21 protein-coding genes are annotated in these 22557 nt (G+C 71.9%); 17 read left to right on the top strand and 4 right to left on the bottom strand.

Translation table 11 applies throughout. The features are described 5' to 3' along the window. Positions 1-324: 324 nt before the first annotated feature. The 3 genes from RGI145_RS19065 to RGI145_RS19055 all read right to left on the bottom strand — a co-directional run bounded on the left by RGI145_RS19065 (position 325) and on the right by RGI145_RS19055 (position 2775). A complete protein-coding gene (locus tag RGI145_RS19065) occupies positions 325-759 on the bottom strand; it encodes a PaaI family thioesterase (protein WP_075799620.1) in 435 nt (144 codons plus the stop codon). A gap of 67 nt (positions 760-826) precedes the next feature. Continuing rightward, complete coding sequence (motA, locus tag RGI145_RS19060) at positions 827-1693, bottom strand: flagellar motor stator protein MotA (protein WP_075799619.1); 867 nt, start codon at positions 1691-1693, stop codon at positions 827-829. Continuing rightward, a complete protein-coding gene (locus tag RGI145_RS19055; RefSeq protein ID WP_075799618.1) occupies positions 1690-2775 on the bottom strand; it encodes a flagellar motor protein MotB in 1086 nt (361 codons plus the stop codon). The genes motA and RGI145_RS19055 overlap by 4 nt, the downstream gene beginning before the upstream one ends. A gap of 461 nt (positions 2776-3236) precedes the next feature. Here RGI145_RS19055 and RGI145_RS19050 point away from each other — a divergent pair, with 461 nt between their 5' ends. The 16 genes from RGI145_RS19050 to RGI145_RS18975 are packed head-to-tail and all read left to right on the top strand — an operon-like array spanning position 3237 to position 17650. After that, on the top strand, positions 3237-3497 hold the full coding sequence (locus RGI145_RS19050) for a recombinase-like helix-turn-helix domain-containing protein (RefSeq protein ID WP_075799617.1): 261 nt from the start codon (positions 3237-3239) through the stop codon (positions 3495-3497). Beyond that, positions 3478-4269 carry an ABC transporter ATP-binding protein gene (locus RGI145_RS19045; protein ID WP_075799616.1) on the top strand — a complete coding sequence of 264 codons (792 nt, stop codon included), beginning with the start codon at positions 3478-3480 and terminating at the stop codon, positions 4267-4269. Before RGI145_RS19050 ends, RGI145_RS19045 begins: the two co-directional genes overlap by 20 nt. Before the next feature lie 23 nt (positions 4270-4292). Further along, positions 4293-5297 (top strand): ABC transporter substrate-binding protein, encoded by a 1005-nt coding sequence (locus RGI145_RS19040; protein ID WP_075799615.1) that lies wholly within the window; start codon positions 4293-4295, stop codon positions 5295-5297. Between the two features lie 2 nt (positions 5298-5299). Continuing rightward, positions 5300-6136 carry an ABC transporter permease gene (locus tag RGI145_RS19035; RefSeq protein WP_237183136.1) on the top strand — a complete coding sequence of 279 codons (837 nt, stop codon included), beginning with the start codon at positions 5300-5302 and terminating at the stop codon, positions 6134-6136. Between the two features lie 29 nt (positions 6137-6165). Next, positions 6166-7215, top strand: coding sequence for an aromatic ring-hydroxylating oxygenase subunit alpha (locus tag RGI145_RS19030; RefSeq protein ID WP_075799614.1), 1050 nt, complete (start codon positions 6166-6168; stop codon positions 7213-7215). A gap of 4 nt (positions 7216-7219) precedes the next feature. Beyond that, a complete protein-coding gene (locus RGI145_RS19025; RefSeq protein ID WP_075799613.1) occupies positions 7220-7978 on the top strand; it encodes an SDR family oxidoreductase in 759 nt (252 codons plus the stop codon). Continuing rightward, positions 7975-8763, top strand: coding sequence for an alpha/beta fold hydrolase (locus RGI145_RS19020; RefSeq protein ID WP_075799612.1), 789 nt, complete (start codon positions 7975-7977; stop codon positions 8761-8763). The genes RGI145_RS19025 and RGI145_RS19020 overlap by 4 nt, the downstream gene beginning before the upstream one ends. After that, on the top strand, positions 8760-9584 hold the full coding sequence (locus RGI145_RS19015) for an IclR family transcriptional regulator (RefSeq protein WP_075799611.1): 825 nt from the start codon (positions 8760-8762) through the stop codon (positions 9582-9584). Before RGI145_RS19020 ends, RGI145_RS19015 begins: the two co-directional genes overlap by 4 nt. Next, on the top strand, positions 9554-10489 hold the full coding sequence (locus RGI145_RS19010) for a VOC family protein (protein ID WP_075799610.1): 936 nt from the start codon (positions 9554-9556) through the stop codon (positions 10487-10489). Before RGI145_RS19015 ends, RGI145_RS19010 begins: the two co-directional genes overlap by 31 nt. A 5-nt stretch (positions 10490-10494) precedes the next feature. Next, on the top strand, positions 10495-11280 hold the full coding sequence (locus RGI145_RS19005; RefSeq protein ID WP_075799609.1) for an SDR family oxidoreductase: 786 nt from the start codon (positions 10495-10497) through the stop codon (positions 11278-11280). 11 nt (positions 11281-11291) lie between these two features. Beyond that, on the top strand, positions 11292-13004 hold the full coding sequence (locus tag RGI145_RS19000) for a thiamine pyrophosphate-binding protein (protein ID WP_083670959.1): 1713 nt from the start codon (positions 11292-11294) through the stop codon (positions 13002-13004). Between the two features lie 2 nt (positions 13005-13006). Beyond that, positions 13007-13828 carry an aspartate dehydrogenase gene (locus tag RGI145_RS18995; protein WP_075799608.1) on the top strand — a complete coding sequence of 274 codons (822 nt, stop codon included), beginning with the start codon at positions 13007-13009 and terminating at the stop codon, positions 13826-13828. A gap of 14 nt (positions 13829-13842) precedes the next feature. Next, positions 13843-15318, top strand: a complete 1476-nt coding sequence (locus tag RGI145_RS18990; protein WP_075799607.1) for an aldehyde dehydrogenase — start codon at positions 13843-13845, stop codon at positions 15316-15318. A 1-nt stretch (position 15319) separates the two neighbouring features. After that, complete coding sequence (locus tag RGI145_RS18985) at positions 15320-16582, top strand: FAD-dependent oxidoreductase (protein ID WP_075799606.1); 1263 nt, start codon at positions 15320-15322, stop codon at positions 16580-16582. Further along, positions 16579-17172: a pentapeptide repeat-containing protein gene (locus RGI145_RS18980; protein ID WP_075799605.1), complete on the top strand. Its 594-nt coding sequence runs from the start codon at positions 16579-16581 to the stop codon at positions 17170-17172. Before RGI145_RS18985 ends, RGI145_RS18980 begins: the two co-directional genes overlap by 4 nt. A gap of 22 nt (positions 17173-17194) precedes the next feature. Continuing rightward, the gene (locus RGI145_RS18975; protein ID WP_075799604.1) at positions 17195-17650 is read left to right on the top strand and encodes a flavodoxin domain-containing protein; all 456 of its coding nucleotides are present in this window, start codon (positions 17195-17197) and stop codon (positions 17648-17650) included. 165 nt (positions 17651-17815) lie between these two features. On the opposite strand, the gene RGI145_RS25460 is transcribed toward RGI145_RS18975, so the two are convergent. After that, on the bottom strand, positions 17816-18727 hold the full coding sequence (locus RGI145_RS25460; protein ID WP_075799603.1) for a LysR substrate-binding domain-containing protein: 912 nt from the start codon (positions 18725-18727) through the stop codon (positions 17816-17818). A 115-nt stretch (positions 18728-18842) separates the two neighbouring features. Here RGI145_RS25460 and RGI145_RS18965 point away from each other — a divergent pair, with 115 nt between their 5' ends. Beyond that, the gene (locus tag RGI145_RS18965) at positions 18843-22409 is read left to right on the top strand and encodes an ABC transporter ATP-binding protein (RefSeq protein WP_075799602.1); all 3567 of its coding nucleotides are present in this window, start codon (positions 18843-18845) and stop codon (positions 22407-22409) included. Positions 22410-22557: the final 148 nt, after the last annotated feature.

The raw sequence follows: 22557 nt of genomic DNA, 5'->3' as shown, positions 1-22557 counted from the left end.
CCACGTGACGATCCGGCAGATCCGATCTGCGCCGCCGGACCCTCTGCCCGGGGCGGACCGCCTCAGCCTGTCCTGGCCAGACGCATGATGCGGCGCATCGCGATCCTCCAACACCGTCGGATGACCCACGAAGCAGGGCCGGAAAGGCCGGCATTCGCTTCCTGGCGCTTTAGCTCTTGGTGACGCGGCGCAAGCTGCATCCGTCAAATCGCCCGCGGCCCCGCCCGGAATGGTTCCGGCAGCGGGACAGCGGCGGAGTTAGGTGGATTGTCCCACCCTGTCAAGCAAATGAGAGGAATGCACGATCAAAATACGTGTTATAGGCTATTCCAGGCTCGGACCAGGCACACCTTCCAGGCTCTCGCTGCCCTTGCGCACCCGGTGCGTGCTGGAGCCGAAGGCCACCAGCTTGCGCTGGGCGTCGAAGATCTCGAACTGCACGAAATAGGTGCTGCGGCCTTGCGAGACCACCTTGGCCTCCGCTACCACCCGCCCCGGGGGCACCCGGTTCGCGAAGCGGCAGTTGAGGTCCACCGTCACGCCATAGCGGACATTGCCCGGCACCGAGCACCAGAGGCCCGACATGCCGGCCGCCTGGTCGGCCAGGGCCATGATCGCCCCGCCATGCATGATCCCGGCAAAGTTCAGGAGCTCCGGGACCACCTCGCAACCGACGCGGGCGTAGCCGTCGCGCCATTCCTCAACCTCGAAGCCCAGGTGGTTGGGCAGGCCGCCGGCCCGTTCTTGGATCTCGCTCATGCAGGAAGCGGTGACAGCAGCCCGGCCTTCGCGTCAAGTTCCCTGGAGTCTCGGCTTCCCTGGGGCCTCAGGCGATCTGAAGTTCCTGCAGGGTCGTCTCCAGCTCCTGGAAGCTCGGCATGTGCTGGCTGGGCGCCATCTTGCGGCCGGTCTCCACCGCCACCTGGGGGGCGTTGCCCTGCAGATGGGCGATCAGCACGGCGCGGATCACCTCGTAGAACTTGGCCTCCTCCTCCACCACGCCTTTCAGCCGGGCGGCCACGGGGGCCACCATGCCATAGGCCAGCAGCACGCCCAGGAAGGTGCCGACCAGCGCGCCGCCGATCATGCCGCCCAGCACCGTCGGGGGCTGGTCGATGCTGGCCATGGTCTTGATCACGCCCAGCACCGCCGCGACGATGCCCAGCGCAGGCAGGGCGTCCGCGATGCTCTGCAGGGCATGGGAGGGATGCAGCTCCTCCTCCCGCATCTTCTTCAGCTCGCGGGCCATCACATCCTCGATCTGGTGCGGATCGTCGGCGTTCATGCCAACCATGCGCAGGTAGTCGCAGATCAGCAGGACGGCGTGGTGGTCCTTCTGGATGTCGGGGAAGTGGTTGAAGGCGGTGCTTTCCTCCGGCTTCTCGATATGTGGCTCCAGCGCCATGTTGCCCTTCTGCTGCGCCAGCCGCACCAGGAAGAACAGCAGGCTGAGCATGCTGACATACTGTGCCTTGCGGAAGCGCGAGCCCTTGAGCACCTTCACCAGCCCGCCCAGCGTGTGCTTGATGTCGTTCAGGCTGTTGGCCATGATGAAGGTGCCCAGCGCGGCGCCGCCGATCACCATCATCTCGTGCGGCAGGGCATGCATGATGATGTCGAACTTGCCGCCAGCCAGCACATAGCCGCCGAAGACGCAGCCCAGCATCACGACGAGGCCCAGGATCGCGTTCATCGCGGCGTCACTCCGGTCGCGGGGGGCTGGGGCGCCTGGCGCAGCAGCAGGATGGAGACGCGGCGGTTGGCCGCGGCCTCCGGCGCCTCGGGCAACAGCGGCTCGCGGTCCGCCAGGCCGGCGACGCTGCGCAGGCGGCTCTCGCCCACCCCGTTCTCCACCAGCAGGCGGCGGGTGGCATTGGCACGCTCGGCCGACAGGTCCCAGTTGCTGCGGGCATCGTTGCGGAAGGGGGTGGCGTCGGTGTGGCCGGTGATGGACACCGCGTTGGGCACGCGGCGGATCACCGAGGCGACCTTGGCGACCAGGGCGCGGGAACGCTCGTTCAGCGTGTTGCCGCCGGAGATGAACATCGGCTTGCCTTCCGAGTCCAGGAGCTGGATCCGCAGCCCCTCCGCCACCTGCTCCACCCGGAACTGCTGCGCCAGCTCCGCCAGGGCCGGGTCGGCCGACACGGCGGTGCGGAGCTGGCCGGCCAGTTGCTCCAGCGCGTCGCGCTCCCGCTTCTCCAGCTCCCGCCGCAGCGCGGCCTCCGAGGCGGCGGCGAGGTCGGCATCGCGCCGGGCCGCGCCGGGCCCGCCATCTCCTGGGGCGGGAACGGCGATCGCCGCCTGCCCGGGCTTCACGTCGGGAGCGTCGTCCGGGCCGGGCGGGGCCTCGCGCGTCGCGACCGGCTGGGCGGGGGTCTCGGTCTCGTCCTCCACCTCGATGTCCTGCAGCACCGGGCGGGGGCCGGTCTCGATGCGCGGGCTGCTGGTGTCGGTGGAAAGCTGGGCGGGGGAATGCGGCGTGCTGCCGCCGAAGGGCTGGCCGTTGCCGGAGGTCGCCTGGGACATCAGGTTGGTCGGCGCGAAGTAGTCGGCGATGCCCTTGCGCTGCTGCTCCGTGGTGGCGTTGAGCAGCCACATCAGCAGGAAGAAGGCCATCATGGCCGTGACGAAATCGGCATAGGCGACCTTCCAGGCGCCGCCATGATGGCCCGCCTCGCCCCCTTCCTCCCGCCGGATGACGATCGTCGGTCCCTGGTTGCGGGTTCTCGCCACGCTCTCCGTGCCCCATGCTGCGCTGCCGTCGGCGCGCATCCTGCACGGCACTCCTTAAGCGGCGGTTATGTGGGCCGGGGCTTTGTCAGGCCGCGGGAATACCTGCGGGCGTTCCTCCGCCCTCGCCCACAGCACTTCCTTTGGCCCCTCAATCCACAGGATGCCACGCCCTGGCCCCATCCGTCGGCGCCGGCAGTCGCCGCGAGCGCAGACAAGGGATTTACCACCTACTTCCAGGGATCGGGCCGCACCGGCAGCAATGGTGTCAGCAGGTGTCAACGCGCATAACCAAGCCACCTGGCTGCTTTCCCGCACAGCCCCCAGATTCACCGGCATATGAAATAGGCAATTCGCCCATCGCAAAGGCGATCTCTTCGCGGTTGCACAGTAGAATTCCCAAAGATCGCAGATTCCTGTTGATGCCCAGGGCGTAATGCGCGAGTGTTTTGAACATAAAGTTCTTATTTGAACATCCACCCCGAACAGCGTGGACATCCGACGTGAACCCTTCGCACGACACCCTGGCCCGCCAGAGCCTCGCCCGACCGCTGACCGAGGCGGAAGTGACGCTGGCGGCTGCGCTGGAACGGGCCTTCGCCGACGGCATCCACGATTTCGCGGCCCTGGCGGACTGGCTGCAGCGGGACGGCGTGCCGGCACCTTCGGGTGAGGCCTCGCCCTGGACGGTGGAGAAGCTCGGGGCCGAGCTTTCCGCCATCAACGCCTCACTGGACGATGCCTATGCCCACCGCGACGCCTGACGCGCCCGCGCTGGAATTCCGGCACGTCACGCGGCGCTTCGCCTCGGGCGGCGGCAGCTTCACCGCCGTGCAGGACGTCACCTTCGCCGTGCGGCCGGGCGAGTTCGTGTCGGTGATCGGCCCTTCCGGCTGCGGCAAAAGCACGATCCTGAACATGACCGCGGGACTGGACCAGCCGAGCGAAGGCTCCGTCGCGGTCAGCGGCGTGCCGGTGACGGGGCCGAACGAGCATGTCGGCTTCATGCTGCAGAAGGACCTGCTGCTGCCCTGGCGCAGCATCCTGCGCAATGTCGAGTTCGGCCTGGAATCCCGCAACGTTTCCCGTGCCGAACGGCGCGAGCGGGCGCTGCGCGAACTCGCGCGCTGCAAGTTGAAGGATTTCGCGGACCGCTATCCGCACCAGCTTTCCGGCGGCATGCGGCAGCGCGCGGCGCTGGCGCGCACCCTGGCCATCGAGCCGGACATCGTGCTGCTGGACGAGCCTTTCTCCGCCCTCGACGCGCAGACCAAGCTGGTGCTGCAGGCGAGCTTCGCGCAGACCATCGCGGCTTCCGGCATCACCACCGTGCTGATCACGCATGACCTCGCCGAAGCGGTGGCCATGTCCGACCGCATCCTGGTGATGAGCGAGCGGCCGGGCCGCATCGTGGAGGAGATCGTGCTCGACCTCCCGTCCCGCGATGAGCCCGCCGCGCGCCGCGCCCATCCGCGCAGCGGCGAATACGCCGCCTATCTCTTCGACAAGCTCCACCTGGCCGACCAGGCCGCCTGAGACCCGCGAGAAGGCCCCCGCCCATGCCCCCCGTGACCCGCCGTACCGTGATCCGCACCGCCCCGCTGCTGGCCGGCCTGCTCGCCGCGCCGGCGGTGCGGGCCCAGGGGGGGAAAGGCCTGGAGAAGATGACCTATCTCTTCCCGGCGCCCGACACGCTGCCGGCCTTCGCGCCCTTCCAGATCGCGCGGCACAAGGGCTACTACCGCGAGGCCGGGCTGGAGCCGGTCTTCCAGACCGGGCGCGGCGGCGCCGACGTGGCGAAGCAGGTCGCGGTGGGCAATGCCGACTTGGGCGGCGGCATCGGCGACACGCCGCTGGTGGTGCGCCCCAACGGGCTGGCGGTGCGCGGCGTGGCGCTGCTGGGCAACCGGCCACTGAGCCAGATCATCGTGCGGCAGGACAGCGGCATCACCGACATCCAGGGGCTGCGCGGCAAGAACATCGGCGTCATCGCCTTCCAGGACACGACCTACTACAACCTCCTCGCCGTGATGGCCTCGGCCGGGATGCGGCGCACCGACGCGAACATCCAGGCGCTGGGCCCGGCGGGGCTGGTGCAGCTGATGGGCTCGGGCGGCATCGTCGCCATGTCGGGCGTGCCGGAATGGGCGGTGACGGTGGAGCGTGCCGGCGTGCCGGTGAACGTCATGACCATCGACCGGATCTTCCCCGCCATGGCGCAAGCGATCCTGGCCTCCGACAAGATCATTGCCGAGCGGCCGGCCATGGTGCGCGGCTTCGTGCAGGCGACGCTGCGCGCGGTGCAGGAGATCGCGGCCGACCCGGCCGCCGCCGCGCGCACCTATGTCGAGGCCGTGCCGAGCCAGGCGGAGAACCTCGCCGCGAACGAGGAGATCCTGAAGCGCTACGCCACGCTGATCTACGCGGTGAACGAGCGGCCGAATTTCGGCAGCTTCGACCCGGCGCGCATCGCGGCGGTGGGCAGGTTCTATCTCGACCACGGCATCGTGCAGAAGGCCGTGCCGGTCGAGGACACCTACACCAACGATTTCGTGGCGAAGTGACGATGTCGGCGACCGAACGGCTCGCGGTGTCCCCGGCCCTCGTCCCCACGCCCGTGGCGCGCCGCGCGCCGCCGCCGGCGGATCTGCTGCGCTGGATCGCCATGGGTGGCCTTTTCGCCGCCTTCCTCGCCGCCTGGCAGTGGCTGCCCGCGATCCTGGCGATCCCCCCCTACATCCTGCCGCCGCTCTCCGACACGATGGCGGAGATGGCGCGGATGTGGGCGCAGGAGGATCTGCTCGCGAACTTCCTCTCCACCCTCAGCATGACCATCCTGGGCTTCCTGGTGGGCGGCTTCTGCGGCGCGGCAGGCGGCTACCTGCTCGGCATGTCACGCTTCTGGGAACAGGCGCTCTCGCCCTTCCTGCTGGCATTGCAGATCGCGCCGAAGGTGGCCTTCGCGCCGCTCTTCATCATGTGGTTCGGCTACACCGCCTGGCCGAAGCTGCTGGTCACCATCCTGGTCGTCTTCTTCCCGATCCTGGTGAACGTGCTGCAATCGATGAAGACGGTGGACCGGGACCTGATCAACCTCGCCCGTGCCTATTCCCTGAACCGCTTCCAGATCTTCCTCAAGATCGAGCTGCCGGCCTCGATGCCCTCGCTGATGGCGGGCCTGCGCATCGGCGCCACGCTGGCGGTGATCGGCGTCACGGTGGGCGAGCTGGTCGGCGGCAATACCGGCCTCGGCTATCTGATCTCCTATGGCGAGGGCCAGGCCAACGCGGCCATGGTGTTCAACGCCATCCTGCTGCTGACCGCGATCGGCATCGCGCTCTACGCCGCCGTCGCCGCGGTCGAGAAGCGTGTCCTCCACTACATCCCCCGCGCCCGTTCCTGACGCGCCACAAGACGAGGGAATCCCCGACGATGAGCGAGGCCATCACCCTGAAGGAGCGCATCGAGGACCGCGTCAACAGCGGCATCCTCGGCCAGTGGTACGCCGTGGCGAAATCCAGCCACGTTCAGCCCGGCAAGCCGCATGGCGTGAAGGCGCTGGGCCGCAACCTCGTGCTGTGGCGCGACAATGCCGGCGCCATCCGTTGCATCGAGGACTACTGCCCGCATCGTGGAGCGCGCCTGTCCTATGGCGTGGTGCACGAGGGCAACATCGCCTGTGGCTATCATGGTGTGGTGCTGGACGGCGACGGACGGATCCTGCGCGTGCCGGCCATGCCGAAATGCTCGCTGGAGGGCAAGAAAGCGCTCGCCAGCTATCCGGTGCGCGAGCTCGCGGACTGCGTCTTCGTCTACTTCGCCTCGGTGGAGAAGCCGGAGGCGCCCGAGCTGCCGACCCCGCCGGAGCTGGCGGACCCGGAATGGACGGGCTTCCTCTGCTACTCCCACTGGGCCTGCAACTACCGTTACGCGCTCGACAACCTCGCCGACCCGATGCACGGCTGCTACCTGCACGCCAACAGCTTCACCCTGGCCTTCGGCGCGAAGCAGGACCACATGAAGCTGGAGCAGCGGGAGGACGGCTTCCTCGTTTCCCGCGTCGAGCAGGCCGGCGAGAACTTCGACTGGACGGACATGGTGGTGACGCAGGACGGCAGCTACTGCCGCCTCGACATCCCCTATCCCAAGGCGGCCGGGCCGGGCGGCGTGTTCCGCATCATCGGCTTCACCACCCCGGTGGACGACACGCACTGCATGGTCTTCTTCTGGCGGCTGCGGAAGGTGCAGGGCCTGGCGCGGGAGGTCTTCCGCTTCATGTACCGCACGACGCTGGAGCCCCGGCACTGGGCGGTGCTGGAACAGGACCGCGTGATGCTGGAAGGCATGCCGGACGATGCCCGCAAGCGGGAGATGCTCTACCAGCACGATATCGGCGTGGCCCGTATCCGTCAGCTCCTGAACCGGCAGGCCAAGGCGCAGATCGCGGCCGAGGACGCGGCGCTGACGCGGGCGGCGGGCTGAGCGCATGTCCGACGTGACGCTCCCGGGCCTGCTCTCCGGCCGCACCATCCTCGTCACCGGCGCGGCGCGCGGGCTGGGCCTGGTGCTGGCCACGGCGCTGCGGGACTGCGGCGCGCGGCTGGTGCTGGCCGACCGCGACGCGGAAGCCGGCACGGCAGCGGCGGAGCGGCTGGGCGCGCGCTTCGTGCCGGTGGACCTCGCAGACCCCGCCTCCATCCATGCCATGGCGGCGGATGTCGCGGCGCAGGAGGGCGCGCTGGACGGGCTGGTGAACAACGCCGCCATCGCCACCGGCATCGGCGGCGTCACCTTCGAGGAGATCGAGCAGGAGAGCTGGGACCGGGTGATGGCGGTGAATGTCCGCGGCACCTGGCTGGTGATCCGCGCCCTGGCGCCGCTGCTGCGGCGGGGGCAGGACGGGCGCATCGTCAACGTCGCCTCCGACACCGCGCTCTGGGGCGCGCCTCGCCTGCTGTCCTACACCGCCAGCAAGGGGGCGGTGATCTCCATGACCCGCTCCCTGGCGCGGGAGCTGGGGCCGGACGGCATCGGCATCGCCGCCGTGGCACCCGGCATCCTGCGCACGGAATCCACGGAATACGTGCCGCCAGCGCGCCACCGCCTCTACGAGGAAGGCCGCGCCGTGCCGGGGGTGCAGGAGGCCGCCGACATCGCCCCCACCGTGGCCTTCCTGCTGACGCCGGGTGCGCTGGCGCTCACCGGGCAGGTCCTGCCGGTGAACCGGGGCTTCGTCTTCACATGAGCCTCGATCGCGTGAGCTTCGGCGGCATCGGCGCCCTGCGGCGCGGCGGGGAGGGCACGCCCTTCGTCCTGCTGCACGGGATCGGCAGCGCGCCGGAAAGCTTCCTGCCGCTGGCCGGGGCCCTGGGCGGGAACGCTCCGGTCCTGGCCTGGGACATGCCGGGCTATGGCGGTTCCGCGGATCTCGCGCCGGAATGGCCCGATGCCGGGGACTATGCCGTCGCCCTCGCCGCACTGCTGGATGAGGCCGGCATCGCCCGCTGCGTGCTGCTGGGCCATTCCCTTGGCGTGGTGACGGCGGCGCGTTTCGCCCGCCTCTATCCGGAGCGCGTGGCGCTCTTCGCCGCTCTCTCCCCTGCGCTCGGCTATGGCGTGCCGCGCGGCGGCGCGCTGCCGCAGGGCATCCAGGCGCGGCTGGACGATCTGGACCGCCTGGGCCCCGAGGGCATGGCCGCGCTGCGGGCGGAACGCCTGGTCTTCGAGCCGGAGAAGCGCCCTGCCGTGCTGGGTGCGGTGCGTGGCGCCATGGGCCGGGTCCGGCCGCCGGGCTATCGCCGCGCCAGCCTGCTCCTGGCCGGGGCCGACGTGCTGTCCGATGCCGCCGCGATCCGCGTGCCCTCGCTGGTGGCCTCGGGCGCCGAGGACGTGGTGACGCCGCCCGCCAATGCGGAGCGGCTGGCTGCGGCCCTGGGCATCGAGGCCCATCTCGTGCCCGGCGCGGGCCATGCCCTGCCGCAGGAGAAGCCGGAGACGGTCGCTGCCCTGCTGCGGGAGGCGCTGTCGTGAGCGAGAGCACCACCTATGCCGTGCCGCCGGTCGAACGGGCGCTGAAGCTGCTGCGCCATATCGGCGCCGGCGACCCGGTGATCAATGTCAGCCGCAGCGCCGCCGCGCTGGGCATCAACCGCACCACGCTGATCCGCCTGCTGCACACGCTGGAGGCCGAGCGCTTCATCGAGCGGCGCCCCGATGGCGTGGGCTGGCGGCTCGGCCTCGGCGCCTTCACCGTGGCGGCGGAGGCGCTGGCGCAGCAGGACATCGTGCGCGTCAGCACCGAGGTGCTGCAGGCGCTGGTGAAGGAGATCGGCCTTTCCGCGCATCTGGCGGTGCTGGACGAGCTTTCCATCGTCTACCTGCTGCGGCTGACGCCGGACATGCCGCTGGTCAGCAATGTCCGGGTCGGCAGCCGCCTGCCGGCCCATGCGACGAACATGGGCCGCGCCATCCTGGCGCAACTGCCGGAGGCGAGGGTGCGCGCGCTCTTCGCGGGCGTGGCGCTGGAGAAGGTGACGGCGCAGACCCCCACCACGGTGGAGGCGCTGCTGACCCAGCTCGCCCAGGATCGCGAGGCCGGGCTGGCCTGGAGCGCGGGCTATTTCGAGACCGGCGTCAGCTCCGTCGCCGCACCGGTCTTCGACGCCACCGGCGCCTGTGCCGGCGCGATCAACGTCACGGGCCATGCGGACTGGTTCGGCGACGACCAGGGGCGGCACGCGGTGATCGGCCATGCGCTGGCCCGGGCGGCGGCCGACATCTCCTCGCGTCTCGGCTTCAACAACAAGGACAGGAACGCACCATGGTCGGCGTCGATTTCCTCCGCGGCATAGTGATGCGCGCCCCCGGGATCACCGCGACCCGGGAGTTCTACGAGAAGAACTGGGGCCTCACCGTCTCGGCGGAGGCGGATGGCACCGTCTATCTCCGCGGCACCGGGCCGGAGCCCTTCATCTACGGGCTGCGCGACGACAACGTCTTCGGCGTGGACTTCGTGCATTTCGGCATGCGCGACCGCGCCGGGCTGGAGGCGCTGCACGCCTCGCTGCGGGAACGGGGCGCGCCGGGCCTGACGGCGATCGTGCCGCTGGCGACACCCGGCGGCGGCATGGGCTTCGAGCTGCTGGACCCGGATGGCCGCCGCCTGCGCATCAGCGCGGAGGTGGCGCGCAACCCGGACACCGAGGATGCGGTCGGCAAGCCGCGTAAGGCCTCGCATGTCGTGCTGAACACGCCGGACATGGAGCGCGCGCAGGCCTTCTTCGAGACCATGCTGGGCTTCAAGGTCTCCGACTACTCGGCCAACCAGATGGTCTTCCTGCGCTGCGCCAGCGACCACCATTCCATTGCGCTGAACCGCGCGCCCTATGCCAGCGCGAACCACGTCGCCTTCGAGATGCCGAGCATCGACAGCTTCATGCGCGGCATCGGCCGGATGCGCGTGGCGGGGCAGGCGGCGGCCTGGGGGCCGGGGCGGCACGGGCCGGGCAACAACCCCTTCGCCTATTTCGTCTCGCCCTCCGGCTTCGTGATCGAGTTCACCTCCGAGGTGCAGCAGATCGACGAGGCGACGCACCAGCCGCAGGTCTGGCCGCGCGACCGCCCCGACGCGATGGACCAGTGGATGACCGCCGGCCCGCCGACGCCCGCCATGCGCGCGGTGATGCAGGGCCGCCCCGATCCGGGCTTCGCCGAGACGGCGCTCGCCGCCCCGGCGCCGCTCGCGAAGGCGGGCTGAGCGCCATGGACCTGGGCTATGCGGGCCGCGTCGCGGTCGTGACGGGCGGCACCTCCGGCATCGGCCTCGCCTGCGCGCGGCTGCTGCTGGCGGAGGGGGCCTCGGTCGCCATCTGCGGGCGGGACGAGGCGCGCCTGGCCTCGGCGCGCGAGGCACTGGGCGGCGGGGAGAACCTCCTCGCGCATCGGTGCGACGTGCTGGACGGGGCGCAGGTGGAGGGCTTCGCGGAGGCGGTGCGCGGCTGGCGCGGGCGCTGCGACCTGCTGGTGAACAATGCCGGCCAGGGCCGCGTCTCCACCTTCGCCGAGACCACGGACGAGGCTTGGCGGGAGGAGCTGGAGCTGAAGTTCTTCAGCCAGATCCGCCCGCTGCGCGCCTTCCTGCCGCTGCTGCGGGAAAGCGACGCCGCCGCCATCGTCGGCGTGAACTCGCTGCTCGCCCTGCAGCCCGAGCCGCACATGGTCTGCACCTCCGCCGCGCGAGCGGGCGTGCAGAACCTGCTGAAGTCGCTGGCCACCGAGCTGGCGCCCGCGATCCGGGTGAACTCCGTCCTGCTGGGTCTCGTGGATTCCGGCCAGTGGCAGCGCCGCTGGCAGGCCGCCCATGCCGAGACGGGCATCGCCCGCGACGCCTGGTTCGCCAGCCTCGCCGCGAAGAAGGGCATCCCCGCCGGCCGCCTCGGCCAGCCGGAGGAGCCCGCCCGCGCCATCCTCTTCCTCGGCTCCCCAGCCGCCTCCTACGTCACCGGCGCTCAGCTCGAAGTCTCGGGCGGCGTGTCGCGCTTCCTCTAAGGACGCCTTCCATGTCACAGACCGCCCTCTCGCCCCAGACGGCCGGCACGTCCCCCGCCTCCACCCCGACCGGGGAGACGGTGGGCGAGCTGGTGGCGCGCTACCTCGCCGATATCGGCGTGGAGACCGTCTTCGGCGTTATCTCCATCCACAACATGCCGATCCTGGACGCGCTCGCCACCCAGGGCCGCATCCGCTTCGTGCCGGCGCGGGGGGAGGCTGGCGCGATGAACATGGCCGATGCCTATGCCCGCGTCTCCGGCGGGCTGGGCGTCGCCATCACCAGCACCGGCACCGCCGCCGGCAACGCCGCGGGGGCGCAGGCCGAGGCACTGACCGCGGGCTCGCGCGTGTTGCACATCACCACGCAGATCGACCTGCCCTTCGCCGACCGCGACCGCGCGCCGATCCATGACGTGCCGCGCCAGCCGGACATGCTGAAGGCGGTGAGCAAGGCCTATTTCCGCATCTGGGACGGCCATGCCGCGCTGGGCGTGCTGCAGGCCGCCGCCGGCGCCGCGCTGACGCCGCCGACCGGCCCGGTCTCGCTGGAGATCCCGGTGGACGTGCAGCGGCAGCGGGCGGGCGGCGCCCCGGCCCAGGCCTTCCGCGCGCCGATGATCAACCGGCCGCAGCCCGACCCGGTGCTGCTGGACCGCGTGGCCGACCTGCTGCGCGGGGCGAAACGCCCGATGCTCTGGCTCGGCGGCGGGGCGCGCGGGGCGGAGGCCGAGGCCACCGCGCTCGCCGCGCGCGGCATCGCCGTGGTCACCAGCACCAACGGGCGCGCCGTGGTGCCGGAAAGCAGCCCGCACAGCCTGGGCGCCTTCAACATGGGGCCGGAGGCGCAGGCGATCTACGACCGCAGCGACCTGATGATCGTCATCGGCTCCCGCCTGCGCGGCAACGAGACGCGCAACAACGCCATGCGCCTGCCGCGCCCGCTGGTGCAGATCGATGCCGATGCCGCGCAGGGCGGCCGCAACTACGCCACCGACCTGCTGCTGCATGCCGATGCGGGCGCGGCGCTGCGCGGGCTGCTGGAGCGCCTGCCGGAGCAGCTCGACACCGACCGGGTCTTCCTGCACGACGTCACCATCGCCCGCGCCCAGGCGGAGGGTGCGCTGCGCGCCAATCTCGGCCCCTACCAGGTCGTGGCGGATGCGCTGCTGGAACGCGTGCCGGCGGGCCGCCACCCCTGGGTGCGCGACGTCACCATCTCCAACAGCACCTTCGGCAACCGCTACGTCCAGATCGCCGCGCCCAATCTCGGCGTGCACGCGCTGGGCGGTGGCATCGGCCAGGGTATCGCCATGGCCATCGGCGCCTCCCTCGCGGCGGCGGAGAAGACCGTGGCGCTGATGGGCGACGGCGGCGCGCAGCTCGGTATCGCGGAGCTGATCAGCGCCGTGGAAGAGAAGGCGCCGATCGCCTTCGTGCTGATGAACGACAAGGCCTATGGCGTGATCAAGAACATCCAGGACGCGCAGTATGGCGGGCGGCACCACTATTCCGCCCTGCGCACGCCGGATTTCGCCCTGCTCTGCGCCGCCATCGGCATGCCGCATACCCGCATCGCCGATGTCGAGGATTTCGCCCCCGCCCTGGACGCGGCGCTGGCCGAGGAGGGGCCGCGGGTGCTGGAGATCGACATGACGGCGATCGGCCCCTTCGCCAATGCCTTCGCCGGCCCGCCGGCGGGCGCCGCGGGCGGGGCGCGCTGAGCATGCGGCGCCTCGGCCTGATCGGCGCGGGCGGCATGGCGGCGACGGTGCTGGAGGCCCTCGCCGCGCATCTCCCCGCGCCGCTGGAGCATGTCACCATCCTGGTCCGCCCCGGCAGCGAGGCGAAGGCCGAGGCGCTGCTCGCCGCGCACCGCGTGGCGGAGGCCAGCACCGTGCGCGGCGACATCGCGGGCTTCCTGGCCGATGCGCCGGATGTGGTGGCGGAATGCGCGGGCCATGGCGCGGTGCGCGACCATGGCGAGGCCGTGCTGCGCGGCGGGTGCGACCTCGTGGTGATCGCCATCGGGGCCCTGGCGGATGCCGATCTGCATGTGCGGCTGGAGGCTGCGGCGCAGGCGGGCGGCGCGAAGCTCGTCCTGCCCCCCGGCGCCGTGGGCGGCATCGACGCGCTGGGCGCCGCGCGGCTCTCGGGGCTGGAGGAAGTGACCTATCTCGGCCGCAAGCCGCCGCGCGCCTGGAAGGGCACGCCGGCCGAGACCCGGCTGGATCTCGACGCGCTGACGGAGCCCACGGTCTTCTACGAGGGCACGGCGCGCGAGGCGGCGCGGGACTATCCACAGAATGCCAATGTCGCCGCCACCGTGGCGCTGGCTGCGGGCGGGTTCGACACGGTGCGGGTCAGGCTGATCGCCGATCCCGGCATCACCCGCAACGTCCACGAGGTCGCGGTGCGCTCCGGCTGCGCCGATTTCACCATCCGGCTGGAGGGGCGCCCCTCGCCGGCCAATCCCAAGACCTCGCTGACTGCGGGGTACAGCGTGGCGCGCGAGCTGCTGAACCGCGCCTCCGCCACCGTCATCTGAGGGAGGCCAGTCTCATGCGGCCATTCGACCTGCCCGAGGGAAAGCTCTATTTCGCCGGCGAATGGCGTGAGGGGCGGGGTGCCGAGATCACCTCGACCTTCCCCGCCGACCGCTCGCTGAACCGCGTGCTGCGCGGCGCCTCGGCGGAGGATGTGGACCTCGCCATCGAGGCGGCGCAGAAGGCGCAGCGCGACCCGTCCTGGCGCAACCTGCGCCCGCATGAGCGCGCGACTCACCTCTACCGCATCGCCGAAGGCATCGCGCGCGAGGTCGACCGCATCAGCTACGTGCAGTCGCGCGACACGGGCAAGACCCTGGCCGAGACGCGCGCCCTGGCGATGAGCGCCGCCGGCACCTTCCGCTACATGGCGGCGCTGCTGGAAACCTCGGAGGAGGCGCTGACGCCGCAGCGGGGCGATGCGCTGACCCTTTCGGTGCACGAGCCGCTGGGCGTGGTGGCGGGGATCACGCCCTGGAACTCGCCCATCGCCTCGGACGCGCAGAAGGTCGCGCCCGCGCTCGCCGCCGGCAATGCCGTGCTGCTCAAGCCCGCCTCCTGGAGCCCGCTGGTCTGCCTGGAGCTCGCCCGCATCGTCGAGGCGGCGGGCCTGCCGCCGGGGCTCTTCTCCGTCCTGCCCGGCGCGGGCGGCGTGGTGGGGGAGCGGCTGGTGACGCATCCCGCCATCCGCAAGGTCTCCTTCACCGGCGGCACCGAGGTCGGCCGCGCCCTGGCGCAGAAGGCGGCGGCGAAGCTGATGCCCGTCTCGCTGGAACTGGGCGGCAAGTCCCCCACCATCGTCTTCGCCGACGCGGATCTGGACGTGGCGCTGGCGGGGGTGCTGTTCGGCATCTTCTCCTCCACCGGCCAGTCCTGCATCGCCGGCTCGCGCCTCTTCGTGCAGCGCGCGGTGTATGACGAATTCGTCTCTCGCCTCGTGGCGGCCACGGAGGCGCTGCGCGTCGGCCATTCCTTCGAGCCGCGCACCCAGGTCGCGCCGCTGATCCATGACGACCACCGGGATTCGGTGGAGGCGATGATCCGCGACGCCGTGTCCGAGGGGGCCGAGATCCTGGCCGGCGGCCGGCGGCCCGAAGGGATGGAGGAAGGCGTCTATCTGCGCCCCACCATCCTGGCGGGTCTGGACAACACCGCCCGCATCTGCCGGGAGGAGGTCTTCGGCCCCGTGCTGGTGGTGCTGCCCTTCGACAGCGAGGAGGAGGTCGTGGCGATGGGCAATGACAACGACTACGGCCTCGCCTGCGGCATCTACACGCGCGATTTCCCCCGGGCCTGGCGCGTCGGGCGGGCCATCGAGGCGGGGACGGTCTGGGTGAACACCTACAAGCAGTTCTCCATCTCCACCCCCTTCGGCGGCGTGAAGGACAGCGGGCTGGGCCGCGAGAAGGGGCGCGAGGGCATCCGCGCCTGGATGGCGCAGAAGTCCTTCTACGTGGACCTGCCCGGCCGACCGCATCCTTGGGCATCCTGACATGACCCAGCGCATCGCCATCATCGGTTCCGGCCCCAGCGGCTGCTTCCTGGCCCAGGCCCTGCGCCGGGACTGGCCGCAGGCGGAGATCGACATCATCGAGCGCCTGCCGGTGCCCTATGGGCTGCTGCGCCATGGCGTGGCCGCCGACCACCAGGGCACCAAGGCGGTGTCGCGCCAGTTCGACCGGCTCTTCGAGCGCGAGGGCGTGCGCTTCTGGGGCGATGTCGGGATCGGCCGCGACGTGACGCTGGAGGTGCTGCGCGGGCTCTACGATGTGGTCTTCCTGGCCCTGGGGCTTTCGGGCGACCGGCGCCTCGGCATCCCTGGCGACGATCTGCCGGGCGTGCACGGCTCGGGCTGGGTGACGCGCTGGCTGAACAGCCATCCGGACGAGGCAGGGCGCGTGCTCGCCCTCGGTGCGCGGGTGGTGGTGATCGGCAACGGCAACGTGGCGCTCGACCTCGCGCGCCTGCTGAGCAAGGACGAGGCGGAGCTGGCGGGCAGCGACCTCGATCCGGACCATGCCACCGTGCTGGCCTCGGTGCGGGAGGTCACGGTGGTGGGCCGTGGCGCGCCGGAAGCGGCACGCTTCGACGTGGCCATGATCAAGGAGTTCGGGAAGCTCGCCGGCACGCGCATCAGCGTGCCGCTGGACGATGACGCAGTCCCGGAGGATGCCGCCGCCGCGGCACGCCTTGCCGCGCTGCGGGCGCTGGACGGCGCGGGCGGCGGCGATCGCCGCCTCGCCTTCCGCTTCGGCCTCGTGCCCGAGGCGGTGCTTGGCACCGGCCGCGTGGAGGCGGTGCGCTTCCGCGACCACCGCAGCGGCGCGGTGGAGGAGATCCCCGCCGACACGGTGCTGACCGCCATCGGCTTCGAGCCCGGCCCCAGCGAGGCATTGCACCGAGCGGCCTGCGGCCTGCCGCCGGGCGAGGTCCTGCCGCCGGAACTCGCTCCGGACCTCTACGCCGCCGGCTGGTTCCGCCGTGGCCCGCGCGGCACCATCCCGGAGGCCCGGGCCGAGGCGCGGCTGGTCGCCGATGCGGCGCGCGCGGCGCTCTCCGCCGCCACGGGCGCGAAGCCGGGCCGGGAAGGGCTGGCCGCCCTGCTGCGGGAGCGGGGCGTGGCGCCGGTCGGCTTCGCCGACTGGCTGCGCATCCGCGCCGCAGAGGAGGAGGCGGCCAGCGCCGGGCGGGTGCGCCGCAAGGGCACCTCCCGCGCCGCCCTGCTGGCTCTGTGCCGCGAGCTGGCCGAGGCATGAGCGACATCCCGCTCGCCATCGCCGCCCCGCTTCGCCCCGGCGAGGTGGTGGAGCTGCGCGGCCGCCGCATCGAGGTGCCGCTGGACCTGTCCGGCCGCGCGCTCGGCCATCTCGACCTGCGCGGCACCGTCTTCGCCGCGCCGCTGCGCCTCGCGGGCACGGTCTTCGAGGGGCTCGCCTGGTTCCAGGACTGCCGCTTCGAGGGCGGCATCGACGCCTCCGGCGCGCGCTTCGACCGCGATGCCCGCTTCGACGGCGCGGTCTTCGAGCGGCAGGCGCGCTTCTCCGGCGCCGAGTTCCGCGGCACCGCCAGCTTCGACGGCGCCCGTTTCGCCGCCCTGGCGGAACTCGACCACGCCGTGGCCTTCGGCAACCTGTCCTGCGACAGCGCCCGCTTCGCGGATTCCGTGACGCTGCAGGACACCGAATGCCTGGGCGGATTCTGGTGCAATGCCGCGCGCTTCGACGGCCGCGTGGATTTGCGCGGGCTGGAGGTGCACGGCCGCATCTGGCTGCGTGGTGCCTCGGGCGAGAAGGGCCCCGAGGCCCTGCTGCGCGAGATCACCGCCTACGGCTTTTCCTGGACCTGACTTTCCCAGAGGAGAACACGCGATGAGGCTCCTGATCCTGGTCGGCACCATGACCGGCACGGCGGAGATGGTGGCGGACGAGCTGGCCGCCGCCCTGGACGGCGCCGAGATCGTCGCCATGGATGGCGGCGACCCCGCCGTGCTGGATGGTGCGGAGGCCTGCATCCTCTGCACCTCCACCTATGGCGACGGCGAGGTGCCGGATGGCGCCAGGCCTTTCTACGACACGCTCTGCGCCTCCGCGCTCGACCTGTCCGGCCTGCGCTACGGCGTGATCGCACTCGGCGACAGCAGCTACGAGACCTTCTGCGAGGGTGGCAGGCTGTTCGACAAGGCCCTCGCCGTGCGCGGCGCCCGGCGCGTCGGGGAGATCCTGTGCTGCGATGCCAGCTCGGGCGATATGCCGGAAGAAAAGGCCCGGGAATGGCTGGAAGGGTGGCGGGACGCCCTGGCCGCCGAGGCCGGCGCCACCGCCTGACCTGCCGCTCCCACCGTCCGGCGTTGCGCATCCCGAGGGGAAGGCTGACGGCCACCACGGGCACCCACTCAAGCCAGGGGTCCGGGGACCGGCTTCGGTCCCCGGCGGAGGGGGGCCGGGGGAGGCGGAGCCTCCGCCCCGGGGCTGGCCGGAAGGCGCCGCGCCTCACAGGATCGAGCCGGCTTCCCGCAGCAGGAAGTCGCAGAGCTGCACCACATGCGGGTCGCGGGCGGCGTCCGGGCGCGCGCGCAGGACGAAGGCCCAGGTGCCGGGCAGGGAGAGCGGCGCGAAGAGGCGCACCAGCCGCCCGGTGGCCAGTTCCGCATCCAGCAGCGGCGAGCGCCCCAGCGCCACCCCGGCCCCGGCCAAAGCGGCGCCGATCACCTGGTTGTAGCCGCTGAAGCGCAGCACATGGCCGGTGCCGGGCGCCTGACCCAGGATGGGCATCCAGGTGGACCAGTTCTTCTCCGGGCTGTCGCCGTCCTCCTCCAGCAGGCTGCGGCGCAGCAGTTCCTCCGGGGTGGCAATGGCGGCCAGGGCGGGGCTGCAGACGGGGAAGACCGTCTCGGCGAAGAGCAGCCGGTCCGGCGGCACGACGCGTCCGGGCCGGGCGCGCAGGATGGCGAGATCCAGCCCCTCCGCCGCCATGTCGGGCACGTTCGTCTCCACCGCGCGCATATGCCAGGCGACGCTGGGATGCAGCGCCGCGAAGCGGGCGAGGCGCGGCGCCAGCCAGAGCGAGGCGAAGGAGCCGTTGGCCGAGACCGCGAGGTTCTGGCGCGGGTTCCGCGCCCTGTCGCGGATGGCGCCGCAGGCGCTGGCCAGCCGCTCCAGCGTGTCCTCCACCACCAGCAGCAGTTCCTGCCCGGCGAGTGTGGTCGCAGTGCGGCTATGGCCGCTGCCGTTGCGCGCGCGGCTGAGCAGCGGCGTACCGAGCTGGTCCTCCAGTTGCCGGATCTGGTGGCTGATGGCGCTGGTGCTGACGTGCAGCATCTCGGCAGCGCGGACGAAGCTGCCCTCCCGCGCCACGGCGGCGAAGGCCTTCAGGGCGGGAAGGGAGGGCAGATGGGCGGTCATGGCCGTTCGAAATAGCTCAACTGCGGATGAATAGCTTGCGTTTGCCGGGGCGTCGGCGCCGGCCCAGCATCGGGGCAGGGTCGCATCGCGCGGCTGCGGGCTTCGAGGATTCGGCATGTATTTTGATGTGCGCCTGTGGCGCCTGACCAGGGGCCTGCGGCCCGGAATGCTGCTCGGCGTGATGCTGGGCCTGCTGGCGCTGGCGGCGGGCATCGCGCGCTTCGCCTTCCTGGGCGTGGCCCTGGCCCGGGTCTTCGACGGGCAAGGGCTCGTGGGGGCCGCTTGGCCACTGGCCGGGGCGGTGCTGGCGGTGTTGCTGCGCGGGGTGTTCGACCATGCCCGCACCGCTTTGGCGCACCGCACCGCCGCCGCGGTGCAGACGAAGCTGCGCGGCGCGCTCTTCGACCGCATCGCCGCCCTGGGGCCCGCCTGGTTCGCGGGGGAGCGCACCGGCGGCGTCATGCTCTCGATGATCGACGGGGTGGAACAGCTCCAGACCTTCTTCGGCCAGTACCTGCCGCAGCTTGCCATCGCCGCCTGCGCCCCGGTGGCGATCTTCCTGTTCATCGCCTGGTGGGACGTGCCGGTGGCACTGGTGCTGCTGGCGGCGGCGCTGCTGACCCTGGTGCTGCCGGCTCTGGTGCATGGCTGGGACAAGCGGGCGGCGCTGGAGCGGCAGAAGGCCTTCAAGGCCTTCGGCGGGGAGTTCCTCGACGCGGTGCAGGGCCTGCCGACCCTGCAGGCCTTCGGGCAGAGCGCCGCCTACGGGCGCCAGCTCGCCGTGAAGGCGCGCGCGCTCTACCGCACCACCTTCCGCGTCCTCGGCCTGTCGGTGATGACGCGCGGCATCACCGACACGGGCATGGCGCTGGGCTCCGCCATCGCGCTCATCCTCGGCGCGCACCGGGTCGCCAGCGGCGAGATGAGCCTGGAGGCGCTGCTGGTCGTGCTGATGGCCGGCACGGAGATCTTCCGCCCGCTGCGCGACCTGCGCTCCGTGCTGCACCAGGGCATGATCGGACAGTCCGCCGCCGCCGGGCTGCACGCGCTGCTGGAGGCCGAGCCCGCCATCCGGCCGGGCGGCGCCATGCTCCGGCTGGGCGAAACGGCGCCCGAGATCCGCTTCGAGGGCGTGCGCTTCGCCTATCCCGGCGGGCGGCAGCCGGCGCATGACGGGCTGGACTTCGCCATCCGTGGCGGCGAGCGCGTCGGCCTCGTCGGCCCCAGCGGTGCCGGCAAGTCCTCGGTGATCCGGCTGCTGCTGCGGCAGTTCGATCCGCAGGCGGGGCGCATCCTGATCGGCGGCCAGGACGTTGCGACGCTGGACCCCGCCGGCATCGCCGCGCATGTGGCGATCGTGGCGCAGGATGCCACGCTGTTCCACGGCACGGTCGCCGAGAATCTTCGCCTGGGCCGCCCGGAGGCGAGCCAGGCCGAGTTGGAGGCCGCCTGCCGCGCCGCCAACGCCCATGACTTCGTGCAGTCCCTGCCCGGCGGCTACGACGCCCTGATCGGCGAGCGCGGCGCGCGGCTGTCGGGCGGGCAGCGGCAGCGTCTGGCCATCGCCCGCGCCCTGCTGCGCGACGCACCGATCCTGATCCTGGACGAGGCGCTTTCCGCCGTGGATGCGGAGAACGAGGCGGTGATCCAGCAGGCGCTGGACCGGCTGATGCAGGGCCGCACCGTGCTGATCCTGGCGCACCGCCTGTCCAGCGTGATCGGCGCGGACCGCATCCTGGTGCTGTCCGGCGGCAGGGTGGCGGAAAGCGGCACCCATGCCGCGCTGATGCGCCAGGGCGGCATCTACCGGCAGCTCATGGGCGCCCAGGCGGAGGAGAGGGGGCAGGGGACGCTGGCCGATGCGCTGCGCCCCGCCTCGGAGAGCCATAGGCCGGCGGAGAGCGAGGCCGCGCCGGAGCCGGAGAACCTCAATGCCGCCGCCGCCTCGGTCGGCTGGGGCGAGACCCTGTCCAGCCTGATCCGCTACATCCGCCCCTGGCGTGGGAAGATGGCGCTCACCGTGCTCTTCGGCATCGGCCGCGTGGCCGCCTTCATCGGCGTCGGCGTGCTGGGTGCGCTGCTGATCGCGGCGCTGCGGGACGGCGGATCGGTGACGGGCCTCGCCATCGCCCTGCTGGTGGCCGCGCCGGTGGCGGGCGGGCTGCACTGGCTGGAATCCTGGCTGGCACATGACATCGCCTACCGTCTCCTGGCCGAGATGCGGATCGCACTGTTCGACCGCCTGGACTCCCTCGGTCCCGCCTATCTACTACGGCGGCGGACGGGCGACCTTGTTTCCCTCGCCACCACGGATGTGGAGACGGTGGAGTATTTCTACGCCCATACCGTCGCCCCGGCGGTGGTGGCCCTGCTGGTGCCGCTGACCGTGCTCGGCGTGCTGGCGTGGGCCGCTTGGCCGCTGGCCCTCGCGCTGCTGCCTTTCCTGCTCTACGCCGGGCTGGCCCCCACCCTGGCGCGGCGGCGCATCGATGTGCTGGGCGCGGAATCCCGTGCCGCGCTGGGCGAGCTGGGCGCGCATGTGACCGAGACCATCCAGGGCCTGGGCGACTTGCTGGCCTTCCGGGCCGTGGAGGCGCGGCGGGCGGGCTTCCTGGCCCGCGTGGCCGCCTATCAGGATCGGCGCCTCGCCCTGATGCAGGACCAGTCCCGCGCCGCGGCGGCGCTGGATGTCGCGACCGGCCTGGGCGGGCTCACGGTCGGCGCCGTGGGCGCGGCCCTGTCCGCCAGCGGGCGGCTCGATGCCGCGCTGCTGCCGATGCTGATCCTGCTCGCCATCGCCGCCTTCCTGCCGGTCTCCGAGATCGCCCAGGTCGGGCGCCAGCTCGCCGACACCATCGCCTCCACCCGCCGGCTGCGCGTGGTGGAGCGCGAGGTGCCGGCGGTCGTGGGCGGCACGGTGGAACCCGCCTCGCCCAAGGGCGGGTCGGAGGTGGCCTTCGAGGCGGTCGACTTCACCTATCCCGGCCGCAGCCGTCCGGCCCTGACCGGGCTGGACCTCATCCTGCCCGCCGGGCGCACCGCGGCACTGGTCGGCCCTTCCGGCGCCGGCAAGTCCACCGTGGCCAGCCTGCTGCTGCGCTTCTGGGACCCGCAGGCGGGACGCATCCTGCTGGACGGCACCGACCTGCGCGACCTGACGCTGGACGGGTTGCGCCGCCATGTCGCCCTGGTGGCGCAGGACACCTACCTGTTCAACGACACGCTGGAGGCGAATATCCGCCTCGCCCGGCCCGAGGCGGGCGAGGCGGAGCTGCGGCGTGCCGTAGAGCAGGCGGCGCTGGCGGAGTTCGTGGCGGGCCTGCCCCAGGGCCTGGCCACGCCGGTCGGGGAGCGCGGCGTGCAGCTCTCCGGCGGGCAGCGCCAGCGCATCGCCATCGCCCGCGCCTTCCTGAAGGATGCGCCGGTGCTGGTGCTGGACGAGGCGACCTCGCATCTCGACGCCATCAGCGAGGCCCAGGTGCGGGCGGCGCTGGAGGCGCTGATGCGGGACCGGACGGTGCTGGTGATCGCCCACCGTCTGTCCACCATCCGCAACGCCGACACCATCCTGGTGATGCAGGGCGGCCGGGTGGTGGAGGCCGGAAGCCACGCGGCGCTGCTGGCGCGCCAGGGTGCCTATGCGCGGCTGGTGTCGTGGCAGATGGATGCCGTGGCGGGGTGATCCCGCGGGGAGTACCAGTGGTTACCCCCGGGGGAGGCTCCGCCTGCTCCCGGAACCCCCACCGCTGGGAGGATCGTATCCCCCCAGGCCCAGCCTGACGTTGGCCCGGTGCGGCAAGGTCAGCCTGCGATCCGATCCCCTGGGCAGC

It is taken from the genome of Roseomonas gilardii (assembly GCF_001941945.1).
Classification (GTDB): Bacteria; Pseudomonadota; Alphaproteobacteria; order Acetobacterales; family Acetobacteraceae; genus Roseomonas.
Note: the sequence above shows the minus strand (reverse complement) of the source record. Positions and strands in the feature narration are given on the sequence as shown.